16 protein-coding genes and 2 pseudogenes are annotated in these 19,417 nt (G+C 38.2%); 17 read left to right on the top strand and 1 reads right to left on the bottom strand.

The features are described from left to right. Positions 1-16 precede the first annotated feature (16 nt). The 7 genes and pseudogenes from buk to IGL17_RS07140 all read left to right on the top strand — a co-directional run bounded on the left by buk (position 17) and on the right by IGL17_RS07140 (position 7,043). Positions 17-1,099: a butyrate kinase gene (buk, locus tag IGL17_RS07170; protein WP_002360224.1), complete on the top strand. Its 1,083-nt coding sequence runs from the start codon at positions 17-19 to the stop codon at positions 1,097-1,099. A 5-nt stretch (positions 1,100-1,104) separates the two neighbouring features. After that, the gene (gene lpdA / locus IGL17_RS07165; protein ID WP_010713372.1) at positions 1,105-2,514 is read left to right on the top strand and encodes a dihydrolipoyl dehydrogenase; all 1,410 of its coding nucleotides are present in this window, start codon (positions 1,105-1,107) and stop codon (positions 2,512-2,514) included. A 10-nt stretch (positions 2,515-2,524) separates the two neighbouring features. Beyond that, entirely contained in the window at positions 2,525-3,517 is a 993-nt protein-coding gene (locus tag IGL17_RS07160) for a thiamine pyrophosphate-dependent dehydrogenase E1 component subunit alpha (RefSeq protein ID WP_016618359.1), read from the top strand. A gap of 21 nt (positions 3,518-3,538) precedes the next feature. Further along, positions 3,539-4,525, top strand: a complete 987-nt coding sequence (locus tag IGL17_RS07155) for an alpha-ketoacid dehydrogenase subunit beta (protein WP_002357475.1) — start codon at positions 3,539-3,541, stop codon at positions 4,523-4,525. A gap of 23 nt (positions 4,526-4,548) precedes the next feature. Next, positions 4,549-4,719, top strand: a pseudogene (locus tag IGL17_RS07150) (biotin/lipoyl-containing protein); the annotation flags it as partial. A 192-nt stretch (positions 4,720-4,911) separates the two neighbouring features. Continuing rightward, a pseudogene (locus IGL17_RS07145) lies at positions 4,912-5,847 on the top strand (dihydrolipoamide acetyltransferase family protein); the annotation flags it as partial. A 143-nt stretch (positions 5,848-5,990) separates the two neighbouring features. Then, positions 5,991-7,043, top strand: a complete 1,053-nt coding sequence (locus tag IGL17_RS07140) for a PTS sugar transporter subunit IIC (protein WP_002384478.1) — start codon at positions 5,991-5,993, stop codon at positions 7,041-7,043. 8 nt (positions 7,044-7,051) lie between these two features. Here the strand turns inward: IGL17_RS07140 and IGL17_RS07135 are convergent, their stop codons facing one another. Next, positions 7,052-7,942, bottom strand: coding sequence for a LysR family transcriptional regulator (locus IGL17_RS07135; protein ID WP_010775861.1), 891 nt, complete (start codon positions 7,940-7,942; stop codon positions 7,052-7,054). A 176-nt stretch (positions 7,943-8,118) separates the two neighbouring features. Between IGL17_RS07135 and IGL17_RS07130 the strand changes: the two genes are divergently transcribed. The 10 genes from IGL17_RS07130 to hslU all read left to right on the top strand — a co-directional run bounded on the left by IGL17_RS07130 (position 8,119) and on the right by hslU (position 19,408). Continuing rightward, complete coding sequence (locus tag IGL17_RS07130; RefSeq protein ID WP_002374778.1) at positions 8,119-9,060, top strand: 2-dehydropantoate 2-reductase; 942 nt, start codon at positions 8,119-8,121, stop codon at positions 9,058-9,060. A 275-nt stretch (positions 9,061-9,335) separates the two neighbouring features. After that, a complete protein-coding gene (gene ylqF / locus IGL17_RS07125; RefSeq protein ID WP_002357480.1) occupies positions 9,336-10,187 on the top strand; it encodes a ribosome biogenesis GTPase YlqF in 852 nt (283 codons plus the stop codon). Between the two features lies 1 nt (position 10,188). Then, positions 10,189-10,956, top strand: a complete 768-nt coding sequence (locus IGL17_RS07120) for a ribonuclease HII (protein WP_010823704.1) — start codon at positions 10,189-10,191, stop codon at positions 10,954-10,956. A 60-nt stretch (positions 10,957-11,016) separates the two neighbouring features. Continuing rightward, positions 11,017-11,880, top strand: coding sequence for a DNA-processing protein DprA (gene dprA / locus IGL17_RS07115; RefSeq protein WP_002393384.1), 864 nt, complete (start codon positions 11,017-11,019; stop codon positions 11,878-11,880). 90 nt (positions 11,881-11,970) lie between these two features. Further along, on the top strand, positions 11,971-12,624 hold the full coding sequence (locus tag IGL17_RS07110; protein ID WP_016617358.1) for a CPBP family intramembrane glutamic endopeptidase: 654 nt from the start codon (positions 11,971-11,973) through the stop codon (positions 12,622-12,624). Positions 12,625-12,808: 184 nt separating this feature from the next. Then, complete coding sequence (gene topA, locus IGL17_RS07105) at positions 12,809-14,887, top strand: type I DNA topoisomerase (RefSeq protein WP_002357484.1); 2,079 nt, start codon at positions 12,809-12,811, stop codon at positions 14,885-14,887. A 107-nt stretch (positions 14,888-14,994) separates the two neighbouring features. Continuing rightward, positions 14,995-16,302 (top strand): FADH(2)-oxidizing methylenetetrahydrofolate--tRNA-(uracil(54)-C(5))-methyltransferase TrmFO, encoded by a 1,308-nt coding sequence (trmFO, locus tag IGL17_RS07100; protein ID WP_002357486.1) that lies wholly within the window; start codon positions 14,995-14,997, stop codon positions 16,300-16,302. Between the two features lie 211 nt (positions 16,303-16,513). Continuing rightward, positions 16,514-17,413 carry a tyrosine recombinase XerC gene (xerC, locus tag IGL17_RS07095; RefSeq protein ID WP_002357488.1) on the top strand — a complete coding sequence of 300 codons (900 nt, stop codon included), beginning with the start codon at positions 16,514-16,516 and terminating at the stop codon, positions 17,411-17,413. A gap of 28 nt (positions 17,414-17,441) precedes the next feature. Next, a complete protein-coding gene (gene hslV / locus IGL17_RS07090; protein WP_025193364.1) occupies positions 17,442-17,990 on the top strand; it encodes an HslVU peptidase proteolytic subunit in 549 nt (182 codons plus the stop codon). Between the two features lie 14 nt (positions 17,991-18,004). Further along, positions 18,005-19,408, top strand: coding sequence for an ATP-dependent protease ATPase subunit HslU (gene hslU, locus IGL17_RS07085; RefSeq protein WP_002408464.1), 1,404 nt, complete (start codon positions 18,005-18,007; stop codon positions 19,406-19,408). The last annotated feature ends 9 nt before the right edge of the window (positions 19,409-19,417 follow it).

Here is a 19,417-nt window from a genome sequence, read left to right as displayed (position 1 = left end):
AAAGGAGCAGAAAAAAATGGAAACAGTATTGGTTATTAATCCTGGCTCGACCTCCACGAAGTTAGCGCTTTTTGCTAATCATGATTGCTTGGCGGAAGAAACTCTTAGACATAGCGTCCAAGAATTGGCACCTTTTGAAAATGTTGTCAGTCAAACACCATTTCGAAAACAAATGATCGCGGAATTTTTAGAAACACATAACATCACACAATTAGCCGCTGTCGTGGGGCGTGGTGGTTTGCTTAAGCCTATTCCTGGCGGTACGTATCTTGTCGATCAACAAATGCTAGAAGACTTGCGGACAGAACGCTTTAATACCCATGCTTCAAATTTAGGGGCGATTTTAGCTAATGAGTTTGCAGAAAAATATCACGTGCCAGCCTTTATTGTCGATCCTGTTGTTGTAGATGAGCTACAGCCATTAGCCAGGATTTCCGGATTAAAAGGCATTCACCGGCGTAGCGTTGGTCACGCCTTAAATCAAAAAGCGGTCGCTCGAAAAATCGCTGAGGATTTAGGGAAAACATATGAGCAAAGCAATTTTATCGTTGTTCATTTAGGTGGGGGCATTAGCTTGGGGGCGCATCAAAAAGGCCGCATGGTGGATGTGGTAAATGGGCTTGATGGTGAAGGTCCTTATACGCCAGAACGCAGTGGTGCCTTACCGCTCGTTGAATTTGCGCAATGGATACTTGAACAGGAGTTAACGATTAGCCAAGTGAAAAAGCTAATTGCGGGTAATAGCGGCCTTAAATCATACCTAGGTGAAACAGATTTACGGCATATCCAAGCACAAATAGCTGCAGGTGATCAAACAGCAAATTACTATTTAAAAGGAATGTGTTACCAAATCGCAAAAAGTATTGGCGAGATGGCCGTGGTTCTTGAAGGCACAATTGATGCAATTATTTTAACAGGGGGCGCAGCCTATTCGCAAACCGTTGTTCAAGAAATTAGTCAAAAAGTCACTTGGATTGCACCAATTAAGGTTTACCCAGGTGAAATGGAGATGGCTGCTTTATATGAAGGCGTCAATCGAGTATTAACAGGGGAAGAACAAGCTTTAAATTATAGTGAAGCAAAAATTGAGCAGGAGTGATCAAAATGGCGGAACAAACAGATTTACTGATTTTAGGTGGCGGAACAGGAGGCTATGTAGCAGCAATTCGAGCCGCACAAAAAGGGCTAAATGTCACAATTGTTGAAAAATACAAATTAGGTGGCACTTGTTTGCACAAAGGCTGTATCCCTACAAAAGCTTTATTAAGAAGCGCAGAGGTTTTTGATACCTTAAAACAAGCGGCTTCTTTTGGGATTGAAACAGAGGCAGCGTCCATTGATTTTTCTAAAATACAACAACGAAAAGAAGGAATTGTTGAGCAGTTGCACAAAGGTGTTGAAGGCTTATGCAAGAAAAATAAAATCAAAATTTTAGCAGGCGAAGGTGCGATTTTAGGTCCCTCCATTTTTTCACCAGTCTCTGGCGCAGTGGCAGTTACGTTTAATGATCCAACACGAGAAGAAGAAATTATCGTTCCTAAAAATGTCATTATTGCGACAGGCTCTAGTCCTAAAACGTTACCTAATTTGCCACTGGATGAAGAATTTATCTTATCTTCTGATGGGATGCTTGAATTAGAAGAGCTACCAGAATCAATTGCAATTATTGGTGGTGGCGTTATTGGTGTCGAGTGGGCTTCTTTATTAAATAGTTTAGGTGTCAACGTAACTATCATTGAATTTTTGGATCGGTTACTTATAAATGAAAGTGCAACAATTTCTAAAGAATTAAAGAAACGTTTAGAGCAACGAGGAATTAACATTTTATTAGGTAGCAAAGTCCAAGAAGCGAAAGTTACTGGACAAAAGGTTCAAGTAGAAGTTGCAGGACAAGAAAGCCTCACTGTTGACAAAGTCATGGTAGCAATTGGTCGTCAACCCAATATCAATAAGTTAGGGTTACAGAATACCTCAGTGAAATATACTGACAAAGGCATTGAAGTAAATGAATTTTATCAAACCACAGAAGGACATATTTATGCGATTGGTGATTGTATCGATACACTTCAACTAGCCCATGTGGCTATGAAAGAAGGAGAGTTAGCTGTTCAGCATCTTTTAGGCGAGACAGTGGAACCTTTAAATTATACAAACGTGCCTCGAGGTGTTTATACAAATCCTGAAATAGCAAGTGTCGGCTATACTAGAGAAACTTTACCAGAAGATAAAGAAGTAGTGATTGGCACCTTTAATTTTAATGGTAATGGTAAATCACTTGTTTATGGAGAAACAGATGGCTTTATAGAAGTAATTCGTGACAAGAAGACCGATGATTTATTAGGGGTTTCTATGATTGGGCCACATGTCACGGATTTAATTGCCGAAGCAAGTACTGCCATGTATTTAGATGCCTCGCCCATTGAAATTGGTGAAGCAATCCACGCGCATCCAACAATGACAGAAGTATTGCAAGAAGCAGCTTTAGATACTTATGGCTTAGCGATTCACAAATAGAGAAAGGTTGATGAAAATGAAAACGCTTAAAAAATCGGGTTTATCAAAAGAAGAATTGATTCAGGCATATCGTCAAGTACTACGAGGACGTCGTTTAGACGAACGGTTGTGGCAATTAACAAGGATTGGTAAGACCTCTTTCAATATTTCTGGTCAAGGGGCAGAAGTTGCACAAGTAGCGATGGCGATGGCTTTTGATCCTCAAAAAGATTATTTTTTACCATATTATCGTGATATGACCGCGTGCTTGGTTTGGGGCATGACCTCCAAAGATATTTTAATGGGTTCTTTTGGAAAAGAAGCGGATCCTTCTTCCCATGGTCGTCAAATGCCGAATCATTATGGTTCAAAAGAGCATAATATTGTTTCCTTCTCTTCAACAGTAAGTACACAAATGCCATTAGCGACAGGTGTTGGTTATGCAGCGCAACTTCAAAAAGCTGATTTTGTTGCATTGACCACCACTGGGGAAGGCTCTGCCAATCAAGGAGAAGTCCAAGAAGCTATGAACTTTGCAGGCGTAAAAAAATTACCAGTCATTTTTGTGGTTGAAAATAATGAATATGCGATTTCTGTCCCAATTGAAGAACAGTATGCCAATAAACGAATGGCCGATCGCGCGAAAGCTTATGGCTTTGAAGGTGTAACCGTTGATGGTAGTGATTTTACTGAAGTCTATCTAGCATTTAAAGAAGCAGTAAAAGCGGCTCGCGAGAAAAAAGGACCAAAATTGATTGAATTAATGGTTTCTCGCTTGACTTCTCATTCCGCTGACGATGATCAATCTGTTTATCGTTCAAAAGAAGAAATTGAAGAGATGAAAAAGAACGATGCAGTGAAGCTTTTTGAAAAACAATTATTAGAAGAGGGCTATTTAACAGACGAAGACATTTCCAAAATTGATGAAGAAATTCGTGCAGAAATCAATCAAGCAACGGATGAAGCAGAAGCAATGCCAGATCCTGTACCGACATCAATTTTAGAAGAAGTGTATGCAAAATAAGAGAAGAGGAGAAGAAATATAATGGCTGAGATGACTTATTTAGAAGCAATTAACTTAGGAATTTCTGAAGAAATGGCTCGTGATGAAAAAGTAGTTATTTTTGGAGAAGATGTCGGCGGCGACAAAGGCGGCGTGTTCGGTGTAACAAAGGGCTTGGCTGCTAAATACGGTGACGAGCGTTGTTTTAATACACCGTTAACAGAAGGCTTAATTGGTGGTTTAGCTGTCGGCTTAGGTTTAATGGGCTATCGCGCAATTGGTGAATTTCAATTTGCGGATTACATTTTGCCTGCAACCAATCAATTGTTATCAGAGGCTCGGACAATGCGCTATAGAACAAAAGGCGATTGGACTGCGCCAATCGTTTATCGGACACCTTATGGCGGCGGTGTTCGTGGTGGGCTGTATCATTCTCAGTCTACAGAAAAAGTTTTTTGTGGACAACCAGGATTAAGAGTGGTGACCCCCTCTAATCCTTATGATGCAAAAGGGATGATTAAAGCAGCGATTCGTTCCGATGATCCAGTCATTTTTTACGAACATAAGCGTTTATATCGTTTACTAAAAGATGAAGTGCCTGCAGATGATTATATCGTACCAATTGACAAAGCCAATGTCGTTAGAACGGGTAGTGATTTAACCGTGATTAGTTACGGCATGACCTTGCAATTAGCTTTAGCTGCGGCGGAAAAACTAGCCGCTGAAGGAATTGATGCCGAAATCGTCGATGTTCGCTCATTATATCCTTTAGATCGCGAAACATTAGTAGCTGCAGCTAAGAAAACAGGGAAGGTCTTACTCGTAACAGAAGACAATAAAGAAGGCAGCGTGATGAGTGAAATTGCGGCAATGATTTCAGAAGATGCTCTCTTTGATTTAGATGCACCGATTCAACGACTTGCAGGACCTGATTGTCCAAGCATGCCTTATGCATTACCTTTAGAAAGAGAATTTTTAATCAATGAAGAGCAAGTATTAGCAGCAATGAAAGAATTAGCAGAATTTTAATTGAAGCAAGGAGGAAAAAATAAATGGCCACAAAAGAAATCAAAATGCCTCATCTAGGCGAAAGTGTCACAGAGGCAGCCATTGTCCAATGGTTAGTTAAACCAGGAGATTCAGTGAAACGTTATGATCCCTTAATGGAAGTCGTTTCTGATAAAGTCACCACGGAAGTCCCATCAGATTTTGATGGTGTAGTAAAAGAATTTCTGATTTCTCTAGATACAGATGTGCCCATCGGAACAGCGGTGATGACGTTAGAGACAGAAGAAACAACCGAAAAAACAGAAGAAGCTACTTTAGCACCAGTGAAAGAAGCAAGTGCGGAACAAGCACAAGAACATGAAACGGTTGAAACAACAAGCACTGCGACGTCCCATCAAAAAAATAATGGTCGTTATTCCCCAGCAGTCCTTAAAATTGCCCAAGAAAAAAAGATTGATTTAACACAAGTTACAGGGACAGGTCGTGATGGTCGGATTACTAGAAAAGATGTCACAAACTTTACACCAACACAGGCAAGAACACCTGAGAAAACAGTGAGTCCAGGAACTAGCCCTTCAATTTCAGAGGAGCCAGTTGCTTCGCAAAATGAAAGCGCCGCAACAGCTAGTCCAACTGAAACAGCCACAGATAAAATTGTCTCTGCAGATCCTGTACGTAAAGCAATTGCTAAAAAAATGGTCCAAAGTGTCAACGAAATCCCTCACGCTTGGTTAATGGTGGAAGCGGATGTGACCAACTTAGTCCAACTTAGAAATTCATTAAAAGATGAATTTAAACAACAAGAAGGCCTGTCTCTAAGCTTCTTCCCATTTTTTGCCAAAGCAGTCATTCAAGCGTTAAAGAAAAATCCAAAAATCAATACATCTTGGGATGATGGCTCAATTATTTATCATAAAGATGTTAATTTATCCATAGCTGTAACGACAGACGAGCATCTTTACGTGCCAGTGATTCAACAAGCGGATAACTATTCGATTGCAGGGCTAGCTAAAGAAATCAATCGCTTGGCACAAGAAGTCCGACAAGGAACGCTAGCAAGCAAAGAAATGCAAGGAGGGACCTTTACTCTTAATAATACTGGAACACTAGGTTCCGTCCAATCGATGGGAATTATTAACCATCCACAAGCTGCGATATTACAAGTAGAGTCAATTAATAAACGCCTTGTGCCAACCGCAGATGGAGGCTTTAAAGTGGCAGATATGGTTAATTTATGTCTTTCTATTGATCATCGAATTTTAGATGGACAACAAGCAGGTAAGTTCTTGCGAGATGTTAAAGATAATTTAGCGAAATATAATGCGGATACGGATGTATATTAAAAATCGTTCCTTGCTTTAGTTAAATAAAAAGCGCCTCAAAGAAATAAGCGCTCTTCTTTGAGGCTGCTCTTTATCTAATAGAAAGTTCAATCATTCTCAAACTTGTTTAAAAAAAACAAAAATAATCAATAGGAGTGTTGAAAATGCCCACTGATAAACTGGATGCTCAATTAACCCCAAGAATATTTTTTAACAAAGTGTTAGCTGGAACAGCTTCCGGCACCATTATCGCCTTAATTCCCAATGCTGTATTAGGAGCCATTTTAAAATATTTTGCAGAATACAAGATTATCGAAATGATTATTCATGCGGCGCAAATTTTCCAACTAGCCACCCCTTTAATTATTGGTGGACTGATTGCTTTTCAATTTGGCTTAACGCCACAGAAAATGATGATTGCTGGCGGTGCAGCATTTGCTGGCTCTGGCGTGATTAAATTTAATTCAGAAGTGAAAGGCTTTATTGGTGCAGGCACTGGTGACATCATTAATATTATGATTACCGCTTCTGTTGCAGTCTTACTTTTATTAGTCATCGATAAAAAATTCGGTTCAGTGGAAATCATTGCTTTACCGATCGTTGTTGGAGTAGGTGCAGGCTTGTTTGGCATGTTGATTTACCCATATGTGACACAGATCACGGTCGCCATTGGTAAAGTGATTAACAATTTTACTGATTTCCAGCCAATTATCATGAGTATTTTAATTGCTTGTTCATTTGCTGCACTGATTATTTCACCAATCACTACTGTGGCAATCGGTTTGGCGATTCAGTTGAATGGCTTGTCTGCAGGTGCTGCCGCAATGGGAATTGCAGCCACAACTGTTGTTCTTGTGATTAATTCTTGGAATGTCAACCAATCGGGAGTGACACTGGCTGTCTCTTTGGGCGGTATGAAAATGATGATGCCTAACTTATTTAAATACCCAATTATTTTAATTCCTTGTTTATTTACAGCGACTATTTCAGCAATTCCTGTGGTTCTATTCAACATTTCAGGAACCCCACAATCGGCTGGATTTGGCTTGGTTGGACTCGTGGGGCCACTTGCTTCATTGGATGCGGGCTTAGGGATCTTACCTTTACTCTTTTCTTGGTTTGTTGTTCCAATTGTCGCGGGTTTATTCTCAAAATTCTTATTTGAAAAAGTGTTGAAACTTTATGATAGTAAAGTCGTCTTTGCTTATCAAGGCTAGGCTATCCATTAATTTTCTTTAATGATTTGGATAAAATCTCTAACATCTTCTGTCATACTAAAATCGCGGCGCAAAGCAATGCCGATGGGGAAATAGTCAAACTTATCTTTTAAAGGAATCCATTTCAGTCCCTGACTTTTTCCCACTTCATAATATTCAATCGGTAGCAAACAAATCGAATTATTTTTTTGTAAACTATAAAGAAGTACTTGTAAATCATCGTTATGCAAAATGATATTCGGCTCATAACCGAAGCTCCGAGTCCGATCTAGTAGTAGGCGACCAATCATAAAATTATCACTTAACGATGAAAATCGTTGATCTTTCAAATCTTTAAAAGTTAATTTTTCATGTTGAGAGAGAGGATTTGATTCTGGTACCACGACATAAACATGGTAGCCTTTGGTAGTCGTTTCTAAAGGTTCAATATGAATAATTTCAGGTAAGGTATTTGGGAAAGAAATTAGCCCCATATCAATTTCTTTATTTGCTAACATCGTTTGTAATTTTGGCGAGCCATCTTGCTGTAATATTAAATTCACATGTGGATGGGTTGTTAAAAATCGTGAAATTTCTTTCATAAATTGTACAGCAAATAAAGTAGTTAAGCCTAAACGCAATTGCTTTTTAACTGGTTTCTGGTTCATTTCACGAATATCTGTTACCAATTGATCGAATTGAAAAACAACTTCTTGGCCATGTTCATATAAATAAAGACCTGTATCGGTTAATTGAAACGGTTGATCAGAATGATCAAACAACGCTGTGCCTAACTCAGATTCCATTTTTTTCAATGCTAAAGAAAGTGTTGGTTGGGTGACAAATAAATTGCGAGCGGCCGCCGATAAACTGCGGGTATTAACAATTTCAATGAAGTACTTTAAAAGCTGAATATTCATCAGAAACTCCCTTTCTTTTTAAAAGCGCTTACACAAATGTGCTTGGATAAAAAATAACAAATAGATCACTTATAATATAACATATGTTTTGCCTTTTTATTGCTATAAAAGTAAGAGATAGAGATTTTCTTAGCAGATTTTTACCTAAAAATAAAAAATTGAACGGAGGAAAAGAAATGAAGATTATTATCGCAGGTGCTGGCGCTATGGGCAGTCGTTTTGGACTAATGTTACATCAAGCAGGAAATGACGTTATTTTTGTTGATGGTTGGCCAGAACATATTGAAGCAATAAGAAAAAACGGGTTAGTTGCTGATTTTAATGGCGAAGTGGTGACCGCTAAAATTCCTATCTATCCTCAGACAGAAGTAGCAAGCATCGATTTTACAGCAGACTTAGTTATTCTATTTACAAAAGCAATGCAACTGGAAGGAATGCTTGAAGCATTAGAACATTTCCTTAATAAAAATACGAAAGTTTTATGCTTGTTAAATGGAATTGGGCACGAAGATATTATCAAAAAATACGTGCCATACGAAAATATTTTATTAGGAAACACAATGTGGACCGCTGGGTTAGAAGGACCGGGCAAAGTAAAATTATTTGGCAATGGTTCTATTGATTTACAAAATTTAGGAGCGCAAAGTGAACAAGCAGCAGAAGCAGTCATTAAGGTATTAAATAACGCTGGCTTAAATGCACGTTATTCTGAGAATATTTTATCATCCATTTATAAGAAGGCCTGTGTAAATGGAACAATGAATGGTTTATGTACTTTGTTGGATTGTAATATGGCAGACTTTGGCGAAACAGAGCAAGCAGATCAAATTGTTCAACAAATAGTTAATGAATTTTTAGCAGTCGCTGAAGCGGAACAAGTTACGTTAGATAAACAAGCAGTTCTTCAACAAATCCGCTCGTGTTATAATCGAGAAACAATTGGTTTGCACCATCCATCGATGTATCAGGACTTAATAACCAATCATCGTTTAACCGAAATTGATTATATCAATGGAGCAATTGTTCGCAAAGGGAAAGCTTATGGGATTGCTACACCGTACTGTCAGTTTTTAACAGAGTTAATTCATTGTAAAGAAAATTTACTTCATGCGAAATAACGAGTAAAAACAGAAATATTCTTGAGTCAGGCTTGAGAAGAGCTTGACCTACTTCTTTCTATACTTTGCCAGTGTATAAGTCTGAGACAAAATCCAAAGTGAGTTTGTCTCAGCCTTTTTGTTTTTTAAAGAACACTGCAGAAAATAAATCAAATCCGTGAAAAATATGTTAAACTAGAGAAGGTGTTTTTTCGCAAGAATCTACGCGGAACACAGGACTCGTTGAAGAATTGAATCAAAGAAACAATGTGTTAAAGAAGGGATTTGAACAGATTATGACCATTCAATGGTTTCCCGGCCATATGGCCAAAGCAAGAAGAGAAGTTTCTGAAAAAATCAAATATGTCGATATTGTATTTGAACTAGTTGATGCGCGGTTACCGCTTTCTTCCCGTAACCCAATGATGGACCAAATTGTCCAACAAAAACCAAGATTAGTCCTTTTAAATAAAGGGGACTTAGCAGATAACGACCAAAATAAAAAATGGCAACATTACTTTCAAAAGAAAGGATACCAAACCCTAGTCATCAATGCCCAACAAAATAAAGGAATCAATAAAATTGTGCCAGCAGCCAAGGAAGCGTTAAAAGAAAAATTGGCTCGTGAACAGGCGAAAGGCTTGAAACCGCGTGCGATTCGCGCAATGTGTATTGGGATTCCCAACGTTGGTAAGTCAACTTTAATGAATCGTTTAGTCGGAAAAAAAATTGCGCAAACTGGGAACAAGCCAGGCGTGACAAAAGGCCAACAATGGTTACGCTCTGGTTCCCAATTGGAATTACTGGATACACCAGGAATTCTCTGGCCAAAATTTGAAGATGAAGAAATTGGGAAAAAATTAGCTTTAACTGGCGCTATAAAAGATCAATTATTGCATTTAGATGATTTGGCGATTTATGGATTAGAATTTTTTGCACGTTTTTATCCACAACGTTTAACGGAACGATATGGTTTAACAGAGGAAGAGCTATTTTTACCTGCCCCAGAACAGTTGATGTTAATTAGCCAAAAACGTGGTTTTAGAGATGATTATAATCGAGCCAGCGAAATGATTATTTTAGAAATTCGCAGTGGAAAATTAGGTACGTATACTTTGGACCGCTGGGAAGAACTAGGAGACGAATAACATGGCAAAAGAGTCGATTCAGGTAATCAAAGAAGCGCTGTTAACGGTCACTGATGCAACCGATGAACGATTAGCAAGCTGGCGAGAAGATGAACGTTCAGGAGTGCAACAAGCGATCAAACAATGGGAACGTCGCCAGTTAGCCAAAGAAAAAGAGTGGCAACTTTTTAAAGAAATGAGTCAATTTGAGGAAGCGGCCTATAAAAAAGGCCATCGTTTAATTGCGGGAATTGATGAAGTAGGCCGCGGACCATTAGCTGGTCCTGTTGTGACAGCTGCAGTTATTTTACCGAAGGATTGTCAATTATTAGGCTTAAATGATTCAAAAAAGCTATCTGCTAAAAAACGGGAAACGTTATATAACCAGATTCAAGAACAGGCTGTCGCTATCGGGTTAGGTATCGCTGATCAAGGAGTCATTGATCAAATTAATATTTATCAAGCAACTAAACAAGCGATGAAAATGGCAATTGACGATTTAGCTTTTGCACCAGATTATTTGTTAATTGATGCAATGCAGTTAGACGTTCCCCAACCACAAGAAAGTTTGATTAAAGGGGATGCACGCTCCATTTCGATTGCAGCAGCCAGTATTATTGCAAAAGTAACAAGAGATCGATTAATGGAAGAATATGATGAATTATATCCTGGATATGGATTTAAAAACAATGCAGGCTATGGAACAAAAGAACATCTTCTCGGGTTAGAAAAATACGGTGTAACTCCCATTCATCGACGTACGTTTGCGCCAATAAAAGATATGATTTAAAAATAAAACACTTTTTTTACGTATTCTTATTTTAAGAAGATGTGAAAGAGGTGTTTTTTGTTGGAAATTTTACAACGACAATTATTATTTAAATTAGCGGTATGCCAAGGAATTGGCAATTTAGGTATCTTAAAAGTGTTACAAGAAGCTATCGCACAAAAGCGTGTTGATTTTTCCAGTACAGAAATTATTAGAATCGCTGAAATCAAGAAATATCGTGAATTATTTGAACAATCTTGGTTACACCATACGATTCATAGTGAAGCGTTATATATACGACAATGCCAACACCAATTTATGACAATTTTAGATGCCGTCTATCCTAAATTATTACGAGAAATTTATAATCCACCAGCAATTCTTTTTTATAGAGGAAATTTACAATTGTTAAGCAGAAGGAAAATTGGCATCGTCGGCGCTCGCTATGCCACTTCATATGGGTTAAGAGTGACTGAAGCTCTGGTTCCTAAAATAGTCAAAGAAGGATTCACAATCGTCAGCGGTCTTGCCAAAGGTATCGATAGTCGTAGCCATGAGATGGCCATCCAGAGCGGGGGTCAGACAATTGGAATTTTAGGCACTGGATTAGATGTATATTATCCGTATGAAAAGAAAGAATTACAGCAAACTATGAAGCAGAATCAGCTTGTTTTAACAGAATATGTGAATGGGAGTGGACCGAAAAAATATCATTTTCCTGCACGTAATCGCATTATTGCTGGATTATCTTTAGGGGTCTGCGTGATGGAAGCTCGTAAGAATAGTGGCTCTTTAATTACTGCACAAGCGGCGATGGATTACGGGCGCGAGGTATTTGCCGTACCGGGAAGTATTTTCCAGTCTTTTTCAACAGGCTGCCATGAATTAATTCAGGACGGCGCTAAATGTGTTCAGACAATTGATGATATTTGTGAAGAATTGTGACTTTTACTAATTGTGAATTGACAACCTACGTTCACTTCGGTACTATTTAATCAGATTTTAATCTTTTGGTTGGTAGTTAGGAGTGTCTAAATGGAAACGGTTGTTAGAAAAAGATGGTTGTTTGGTATGCAGCTACTGGGCTTTTTGATTTTGGATCAAATTCCTTTGATGATGGTCTCACTTGTTCAATTTTCTACAGAAAATTTTTGGTTTCGCTTTGTTAGTGGATTAGTGGCTGTTGGACTTGGTGCCTATTTCGTCTATCTATTTGTTGCTTTTTTGAAAAAGAAAAAGCTCATAACTTGGACTTTTTTAGGAATCAAAGAAACCTTGCCAGTGGTCTTGTTAGGTTTGGTGATAATCTTTTGTGTGGGAATACTTGGTGATTTCTTATTACGTCTGGAAGGACTAGAGACGACCTCTAACCAACAAAGTGTTGAAGAAATTGTCCAAGCCATTCCTAAAGGGCTTATACTTATTTTTGCAGGTGTGATTGGGCCAATTTTCGAAGAGGGAATTTTTCGTGTCGGGATTCAAGCGTTTTTCAAGCCAGCTTCAAAAATAGGCATACTCGTTTCTTCTATTTTATTTGCACTTGTGCACACGCCCACAGATATAGGTAGTTTTATTATTTATTGGGGCATGGGTTTAGCGTTAAGTTGGGTCTATCTACGCACGGGTCGCTTTGAAGCTGCTGTCTTGACTCATTTTATTTGGAATGTTTTGGGTATTTTAATGCTTTAGGATAAAATCTATAAATCATAGGCATTTTTTATTTATAAATTCGGACAGTCAAACAGAAATGACAGAAATGTTAGAAAGCCTAGTCTTGACAAACCTATTCTATATAGCATATGATGTATTACGATTTGTGCGTTTTTTACATATATTATATAGTAGGAAAGCGAACACGAAAGGAGCTAATTGAATGGCCTATAAATATCTCGTGATTGTAGAATCACCTGCCAAAGCCAAAACAATTGAAAAATATCTAGGAAGAAACTACAAGGTGGTTGCCAGTGTTGGTCACATTCGCGATTTACCAAAAAGTAAAATGGGGATTGATATTGAAAATAATTATGAACCTCATTATATTTCGATTCGCGGAAAAGGCGATGTCATCAAAAGTTTAAAAGCGGCTGCAAAAAAAGCTGAAAAAGTCTATCTCGCAGCCGATCCGGACCGAGAAGGTGAAGCAATTGCTTGGCATTTAGCTTATCTTCTTGGCCTTGATTTAAAAGATAAAAACCGTGTGGTATTCAATGAGATCACTAAAGAAGCAGTAAAAGCGGCATTTAAAGAACCTAGAACCATCAACGTTGATTTAGTTGATGCACAACAAGCACGGCGCATTTTAGACCGTTTAGTTGGATACTCGATTAGTCCTATTTTATGGCGTAAAGTCAAAAAAGGTTTGAGTGCTGGTCGTGTGCAATCTGTTGCTTTAAAAATGATTATTGATCGAGAAAATGAAATTCGAGAATTTAAACCTGAAGAATATTGGAGCATTGATGGGAATTTCCAAAAAGGTCGCAAGAAATTCAAAGCAAATTTCTGGGGCGTAGATGGTAAAAAGAAAAAATTACCAAATGCAGAAGCGGTGAAAGAAATCACTTCTCGAATTGACGGTAAAGATTACGATGTTACAAAAGTTGAGAAAAAAGAACGGAAACGTAATCCTGCATTACCTTTTACAACCAGTAGTTTACAACAAGAAGCGGCACGTAAATTAAATTTCCGTACCCGTAAAACCATGATGGTTGCGCAACAATTGTATGAGGGAATTGCTTTAGGGAAACAAGGCACTGTGGGGCTGATTACCTACATGCGTACAGACTCAACCAGAATTGCCGATTCCGCCAAAGCAGAAGCTGCTGAATTCATTGAAAAGACCTACGGAGATGAGTTCTCAGCACATGGCGGCCGCAAAGCAAAAAATACGCAAGGTGCACAAGATGCCCATGAAGCGGTTCGTCCGTCAAGCGTTTTAAGAACACCTGATGAAATGAAGAAGTATTTAGATAAAGATCAATTAAAATTATATACTCTTATTTGGTCGCGCTTTGTTGCTAGTCAAATGACACCAGCGATTTTAGATACCATGAAGGTCACGCTTCAACAAAACGGCGTAACGTTTATTGCCAATGGCTCTAAAGTGAAATTTAAAGGGTTTATGCAAGTATATGTTGAAGGACGCGATGATGGTAAAGAAGACAAGGAAAATATTTTACCTGAATTAGTGGAAGGTGACGTTGTTAAATCGGTCGATATCGAACCGAAACAACACTTTACTCAACCACCGGCTCGTTTTAGTGAAGCCACGTTAATCCGGACTTTAGAAGAAAATGGTGTGGGCCGACCATCAACATATGCGCCAACATTAGAAACCATTCAACGGCGTTATTACGTGAAGCTAACCAATAAACGGTTTGAACCAACGGAATTAGGTGAAATTGTGAATTCCCTAGTTTCAGAGTTTTTCCCACAAATTGTCGATACACATTTTACAGCGACAATGGAAACGGACCTAGATAAAGTCGGTGAAGGCCAAGAAAAATGGGTTGAAGTTGTCGATCGCTTCTACAAGCCCTTCGAAAAAGAATTAACAAATGCCGAAGAAAAAATTGAAAAAATCCAAATTAAAGATGAACCAGCAGGCTTTGACTGCGAACTATGTGGACATCCAATGGTGATTAAACTGGGTCGCTACGGGAAATTTTATGCATGTAGTAATTTCCCAGATTGTCGGAATACAAAAGCGATTGTCAAAGAAATTGGCGTGACGTGTCCTGTGTGTCACGAAGGACAAGTTATCGAACGCAAATCAAAGAAAAATCGAATTTTCTATGGCTGTAGTCGGTACCCAGAGTGTGACTTCACTTCTTGGGACAAACCAGTAGGCCGGCCATGTCCAAAATGTGGGCAATATTTAGTAGAGAAAAAAGTTAAAGGCGGCAAACAAGTCGTTTGTATCAATGGCGATTATGAAGAAAACGTCCAAAAATAAGAAAAATTGAGACCGAAGAATTTACTTCGGTCTTCTCTTTTAGTAAAATGAATTGAGTTTGTAAGAGACAGCTCTTAACTTCTTGACATAGAAAGGAATTTTTATACATGACAAAAAAAGTCACAATTATTGGTGCCGGTTTAGCCGGAAGTGAAGCGGCATGGCAAGTGGCCAATGCTGGCGTACCAGTTGATTTATATGAAATGCGCCCTGTCAAAAAGACACCAGCGCATCAAACAGAAAATTTTGCAGAGTTAGTTTGTTCTAATTCATTACGTGGAAATAGTTTAACCAATGCGGTAGGTGTTTTGAAAGAAGAAATGCGCCGTTTAAATTCAATCATTATTGGTAGTGCAGATCAAACCGCTGTACCAGCTGGCGGCGCCTTAGCAGTTGACCGTGATTCTTTTTCTGAAACAATCACTGAAAAAATTAAAAGTCATCCATTAATTACAATCAAAAATGAAGAGATCACTGATATTCCGGAAGGGATTGTAATTATTGCAACGGGGCCCTTAACCTCTGAAAGCTTATCTCAAAAAATTCAAGAATTTAATGGTTCTGAAGGCTTTTATTTTTACGATGCAGCAGCACCAATTATTGATAAATCAACAATTGACATGGATAAAGTTTATTTAAAATCTCGTTATAACAAGGGCGAAGCGGCTTACTTAAACTGTCCGATGACTGAAGAAGAATTCAATGCTTTTCATGAAGCACTAGTCAATGCAGAAGTGGTTCCTTTACGCACGTTTGAAAAAGAGAAGTTTTTCGAAGGCTGTATGCCCATCGAAGTAATGGCGCAACGTGGCATTAAAACCATGTTGTTTGGCCCAATGAAACCTGTCGGACTAGAAGACCCTAAAACAGGTAAACGCCCTTATGCTGTAATTCAATTACGTCAAGACAATGCTGCAGCTTCTTTATACAATATTGTTGGTTTCCAAACGCATTTAAAATGGGGTGAACAAAAACGAGTATTCCGTATGATTCCGGGATTAGAAAATGCTGAATTTGTTCGCTATGGCGTCATGCACCGTAATAGTTTTATGAATTCTCCAGAGTTGCTAAAACCAACCTACCAATCAAAAAAACGTGACGATCTGTTTTTTGCTGGACAAATGACTGGTGTTGAAGGATATGTTGAAAGCGCGGCAAGTGGTTTACTTGCAGGTATTAACGCAGCTCGTCTTGCCAAAGGGGAAGAGCCGATTGAATTCCCTCGCGAAACGACTTTAGGAAGTATGGCTTATTATATTACACATGCAGAAGGCAAACATTTCCAACCAATGAATGCAAACTTTGGGCTTTTCCCAGAGTTACCTGAACGAATTCGTGACAAAAAAGAACGCTATGAAGCAATTGCTAATCGGGCCTTAGATGTCCAAGCTCAAGTTATCCAATCTTTAGACTAAATTAGAAAAAATATGAGAAAAGACCGAGCATCATTGCTAAGAAATGCGATGATACTCAGTCTTTTAATTTTTAGAAAAAAATAACAAAAGCTAAAGAATAGTTAAAATTGTGAACATATTTAGAAATATTGATTAAATTCTGACAACTTAATTGTCTTTTGAAAAAGGTTATGCTAAAGTTACTTTGTAATCGAATGAGGAGGGCTATCACATGGAAGAAAAGAATTGGCCTGAGTTATTTGCTCGTTATCTTATTGTCGAAAGAGGCTATTCAGAAAAAACAAAAAAAGCATATCAAGAAGATATACAACATTTTTTTTCGTTTTTAAAGACTTCAGGTAATGACAATTATTTGACTGTGGAACATTTGGATGTTCGGGCTTATTTGAGCGAATTGTACGATCAGGAATATAGCCGTAATTCGATTAGTCGAAAAATTGCCAGTTTGCGTTCTTTTTATCAATTCTTATTAAAAAATGAAGCAATCCAAGAGAATCCTTTTTCCTATGTTCATATGAAAAAGAAACAGTTACGGTTGCCCCGTTTTTTTTATGAAAAAGAAATGGATGCATTATTTGAGAGCGCACAAGGGGAGCAACCTCTTGATTTGAGAAATCAAGCGTTGCTAGAAGTTCTTTATGGGACTGGCATTCGGGTCAGTGAATGTGCGAACTTAACGGTGGACGCAGTTGACTTTCAAGCTTCTGTTTTATTGGTTCACGGAAAAGGAAATAAAGATCGCTATGTGCCTTTTGGTTCATTTGCACAAGACGCCTTAAAGGATTACTTAGAGAATGGCCGCGCGCTATTAATGACAAAATATCAAAAAAAGCATCCGTATGTCTTTGTTAATCATCATGGTGAACAAATCACGCCAACAGGGATTGAATATGTCTTAAACCAACTAATTAAAAAAAGTTCATTAAATGCGGAAATTCATCCCCACATGTTACGCCATACATTTGCGACACACTTATTAAATAATGGCGCCGATATGCGGACAGTTCAAGAATTATTAGGACATGCTAATTTATCAACAACTCAGATATATGCGCATGTGACAAAAGAAAGTTTACAAAAAAATTATCGAACGTTTCATCCTCGTGCATAATGGAGGTAAACGTCTAGGAGGAACAATAATGGTTGAATCACAATTTCACTCTACAACAATTTGTGCAGTCGAAAAAGATGGAAAATTTGCAATGGCTGGTGACGGCCAAGTAACAATGGGCGAATCTGTCGTTATGAAAGGTACAGCCAAAAAAGTGCGCCGTATTTACAATGATGAAGTCGTTGTCGGTTTTGCAGGAAGTGTGGCAGATGCCTTTACATTAGAAGAAAAGTTTGAAAGAAAATTAAATGAATACAACGGAAACTTAACGAGAGCTGCGGTTGAGTTAGCCCAAGAGTGGCGGACACAACAGTCTATGCAAAAATTAGAAGCTATGCTGATTGTGATGAATAAGGAAGAAATGCTCTTAGTTTCAGGAACTGGGGAAGTCATCACACCAGACGATGGTATTTTAGCAATTGGTTCTGGCGGTAATTTTGCTTTGTCCGCTGCAAGAGCCATGAAAAACTTTGGTGATAAAGAAATGCCAGCGAAAGAGATTGCTAAAAATGCCTTAAATATTGCTGCAGATATCTGTGTATTTACGAATCATAATATCATTGTAGAAGAATTATAAGCGAGGGAAAATCCATGAATGAATTAAACAAAACACCAAAAGAAATAGTCAAAGAACTAGATCAATATATTGTTGGACAGCAAGCTGCCAAAAAATCAGTGGCGGTAGCTTTACGTAACCGCTATCGTCGCTTGCAATTAGAAGAAAATATGCAACAAGATATTACGCCTAAAAACTTACTAATGATTGGACCAACAGGTGTTGGTAAAACTGAGATTGCTCGTCGTCTCGCAAAAATTGTCAATGCGCCTTTTGTAAAAGTTGAAGCAACCAAATTTACAGAAGTAGGCTATGTCGGTCGGGATGTCGAATCAATGGTTCGGGATTTAGTAGAAAATGCGATTCAAATTGTTGAAAAACAACAATACAGTCGCGTGTATGCGCAAGCGTTGAAAAAGGCCAATCAACGTTTAGTCAAAGTATTAGTGCCTGGAATTAAAAAAGAACAAAAACAGGCTGGCGGTAATCAATTTGAACAAATGATGAACATGTTTAACATGGCTCAGCAACAGCAAGAAGCACAAGAAGAAGTAACGGAAGATATTCGAGCGAATCGCCGAACAATTTTGGAACAGCTGGAAAAAGGTCTATTAGATAATCGTGAAGTAACAATTGAAATTGAAGAACCGAAGAAAACGATGCCAGCTATGAACAATGGCCTAGAACAAATGGGCATCGACTTAAATGAAACGTTAGGCGCTCTGTCACCGAAGAAAAAAATCGAACGTACTGTAACGGTGAAAGAAGCACAAGACTTATTAGTGAAAGAAGAATCAGCAAAAATTGTCAATGATGCTGATATTCATAGTGAAGCGATTCGTTTAGCTGAATCAAGCGGAATTATTTTTATCGATGAGATTGATAAAATCACCTCTAAAAGCCAACAAAATTCGGGCGAAGTCTCTCGTGAAGGAGTACAAAGAGACATTTTGCCGATTGTTGAAGGCTCCCAAGTTAACACGAAGTATGGTCCTTTACAAACAGATCACATTTTATTTATCGCTTCAGGTGCTTTCCACTTGTCAAAACCAAGTGACTTGATTCCAGAATTACAAGGTCGCTTCCCAATTCGAGTTGAATTAGATGATTTAACGGCGGATGACTTCGTAAGTATCTTAACCGAGCCAAACAATGCTTTAATTAAACAATATGTAGCATTAATTGGCACAGAAAATGTTTCAGTCATCTTTACAAAAGAAGCAATTGAACGGTTAGCACACATCGCTTATGATGTAAACCGTGATACAGATAATATTGGGGCGCGTCGTTTACACACAATTTTAGAACGTTTATTAGAAGATTTATTATATGAAGCACCAGATATGCAAATGGGTGAAATTACGATTACCGAAGCATATGTCAATGAAAAATTGAATGACATTGTTCAAAATGAAGATTTAAGTCGTTACATCTTATAAAAAAGGCTG

Origin of the sequence: Enterococcus sp. AZ088, assembly GCF_051714845.1 — a bacterium.
GTDB classification, from domain to species: domain Bacteria; phylum Bacillota; class Bacilli; order Lactobacillales; family Enterococcaceae; genus Enterococcus; species Enterococcus faecalis.
Note: the sequence above shows the minus strand (reverse complement) of the source record. Positions and strands in the feature narration are given on the sequence as shown.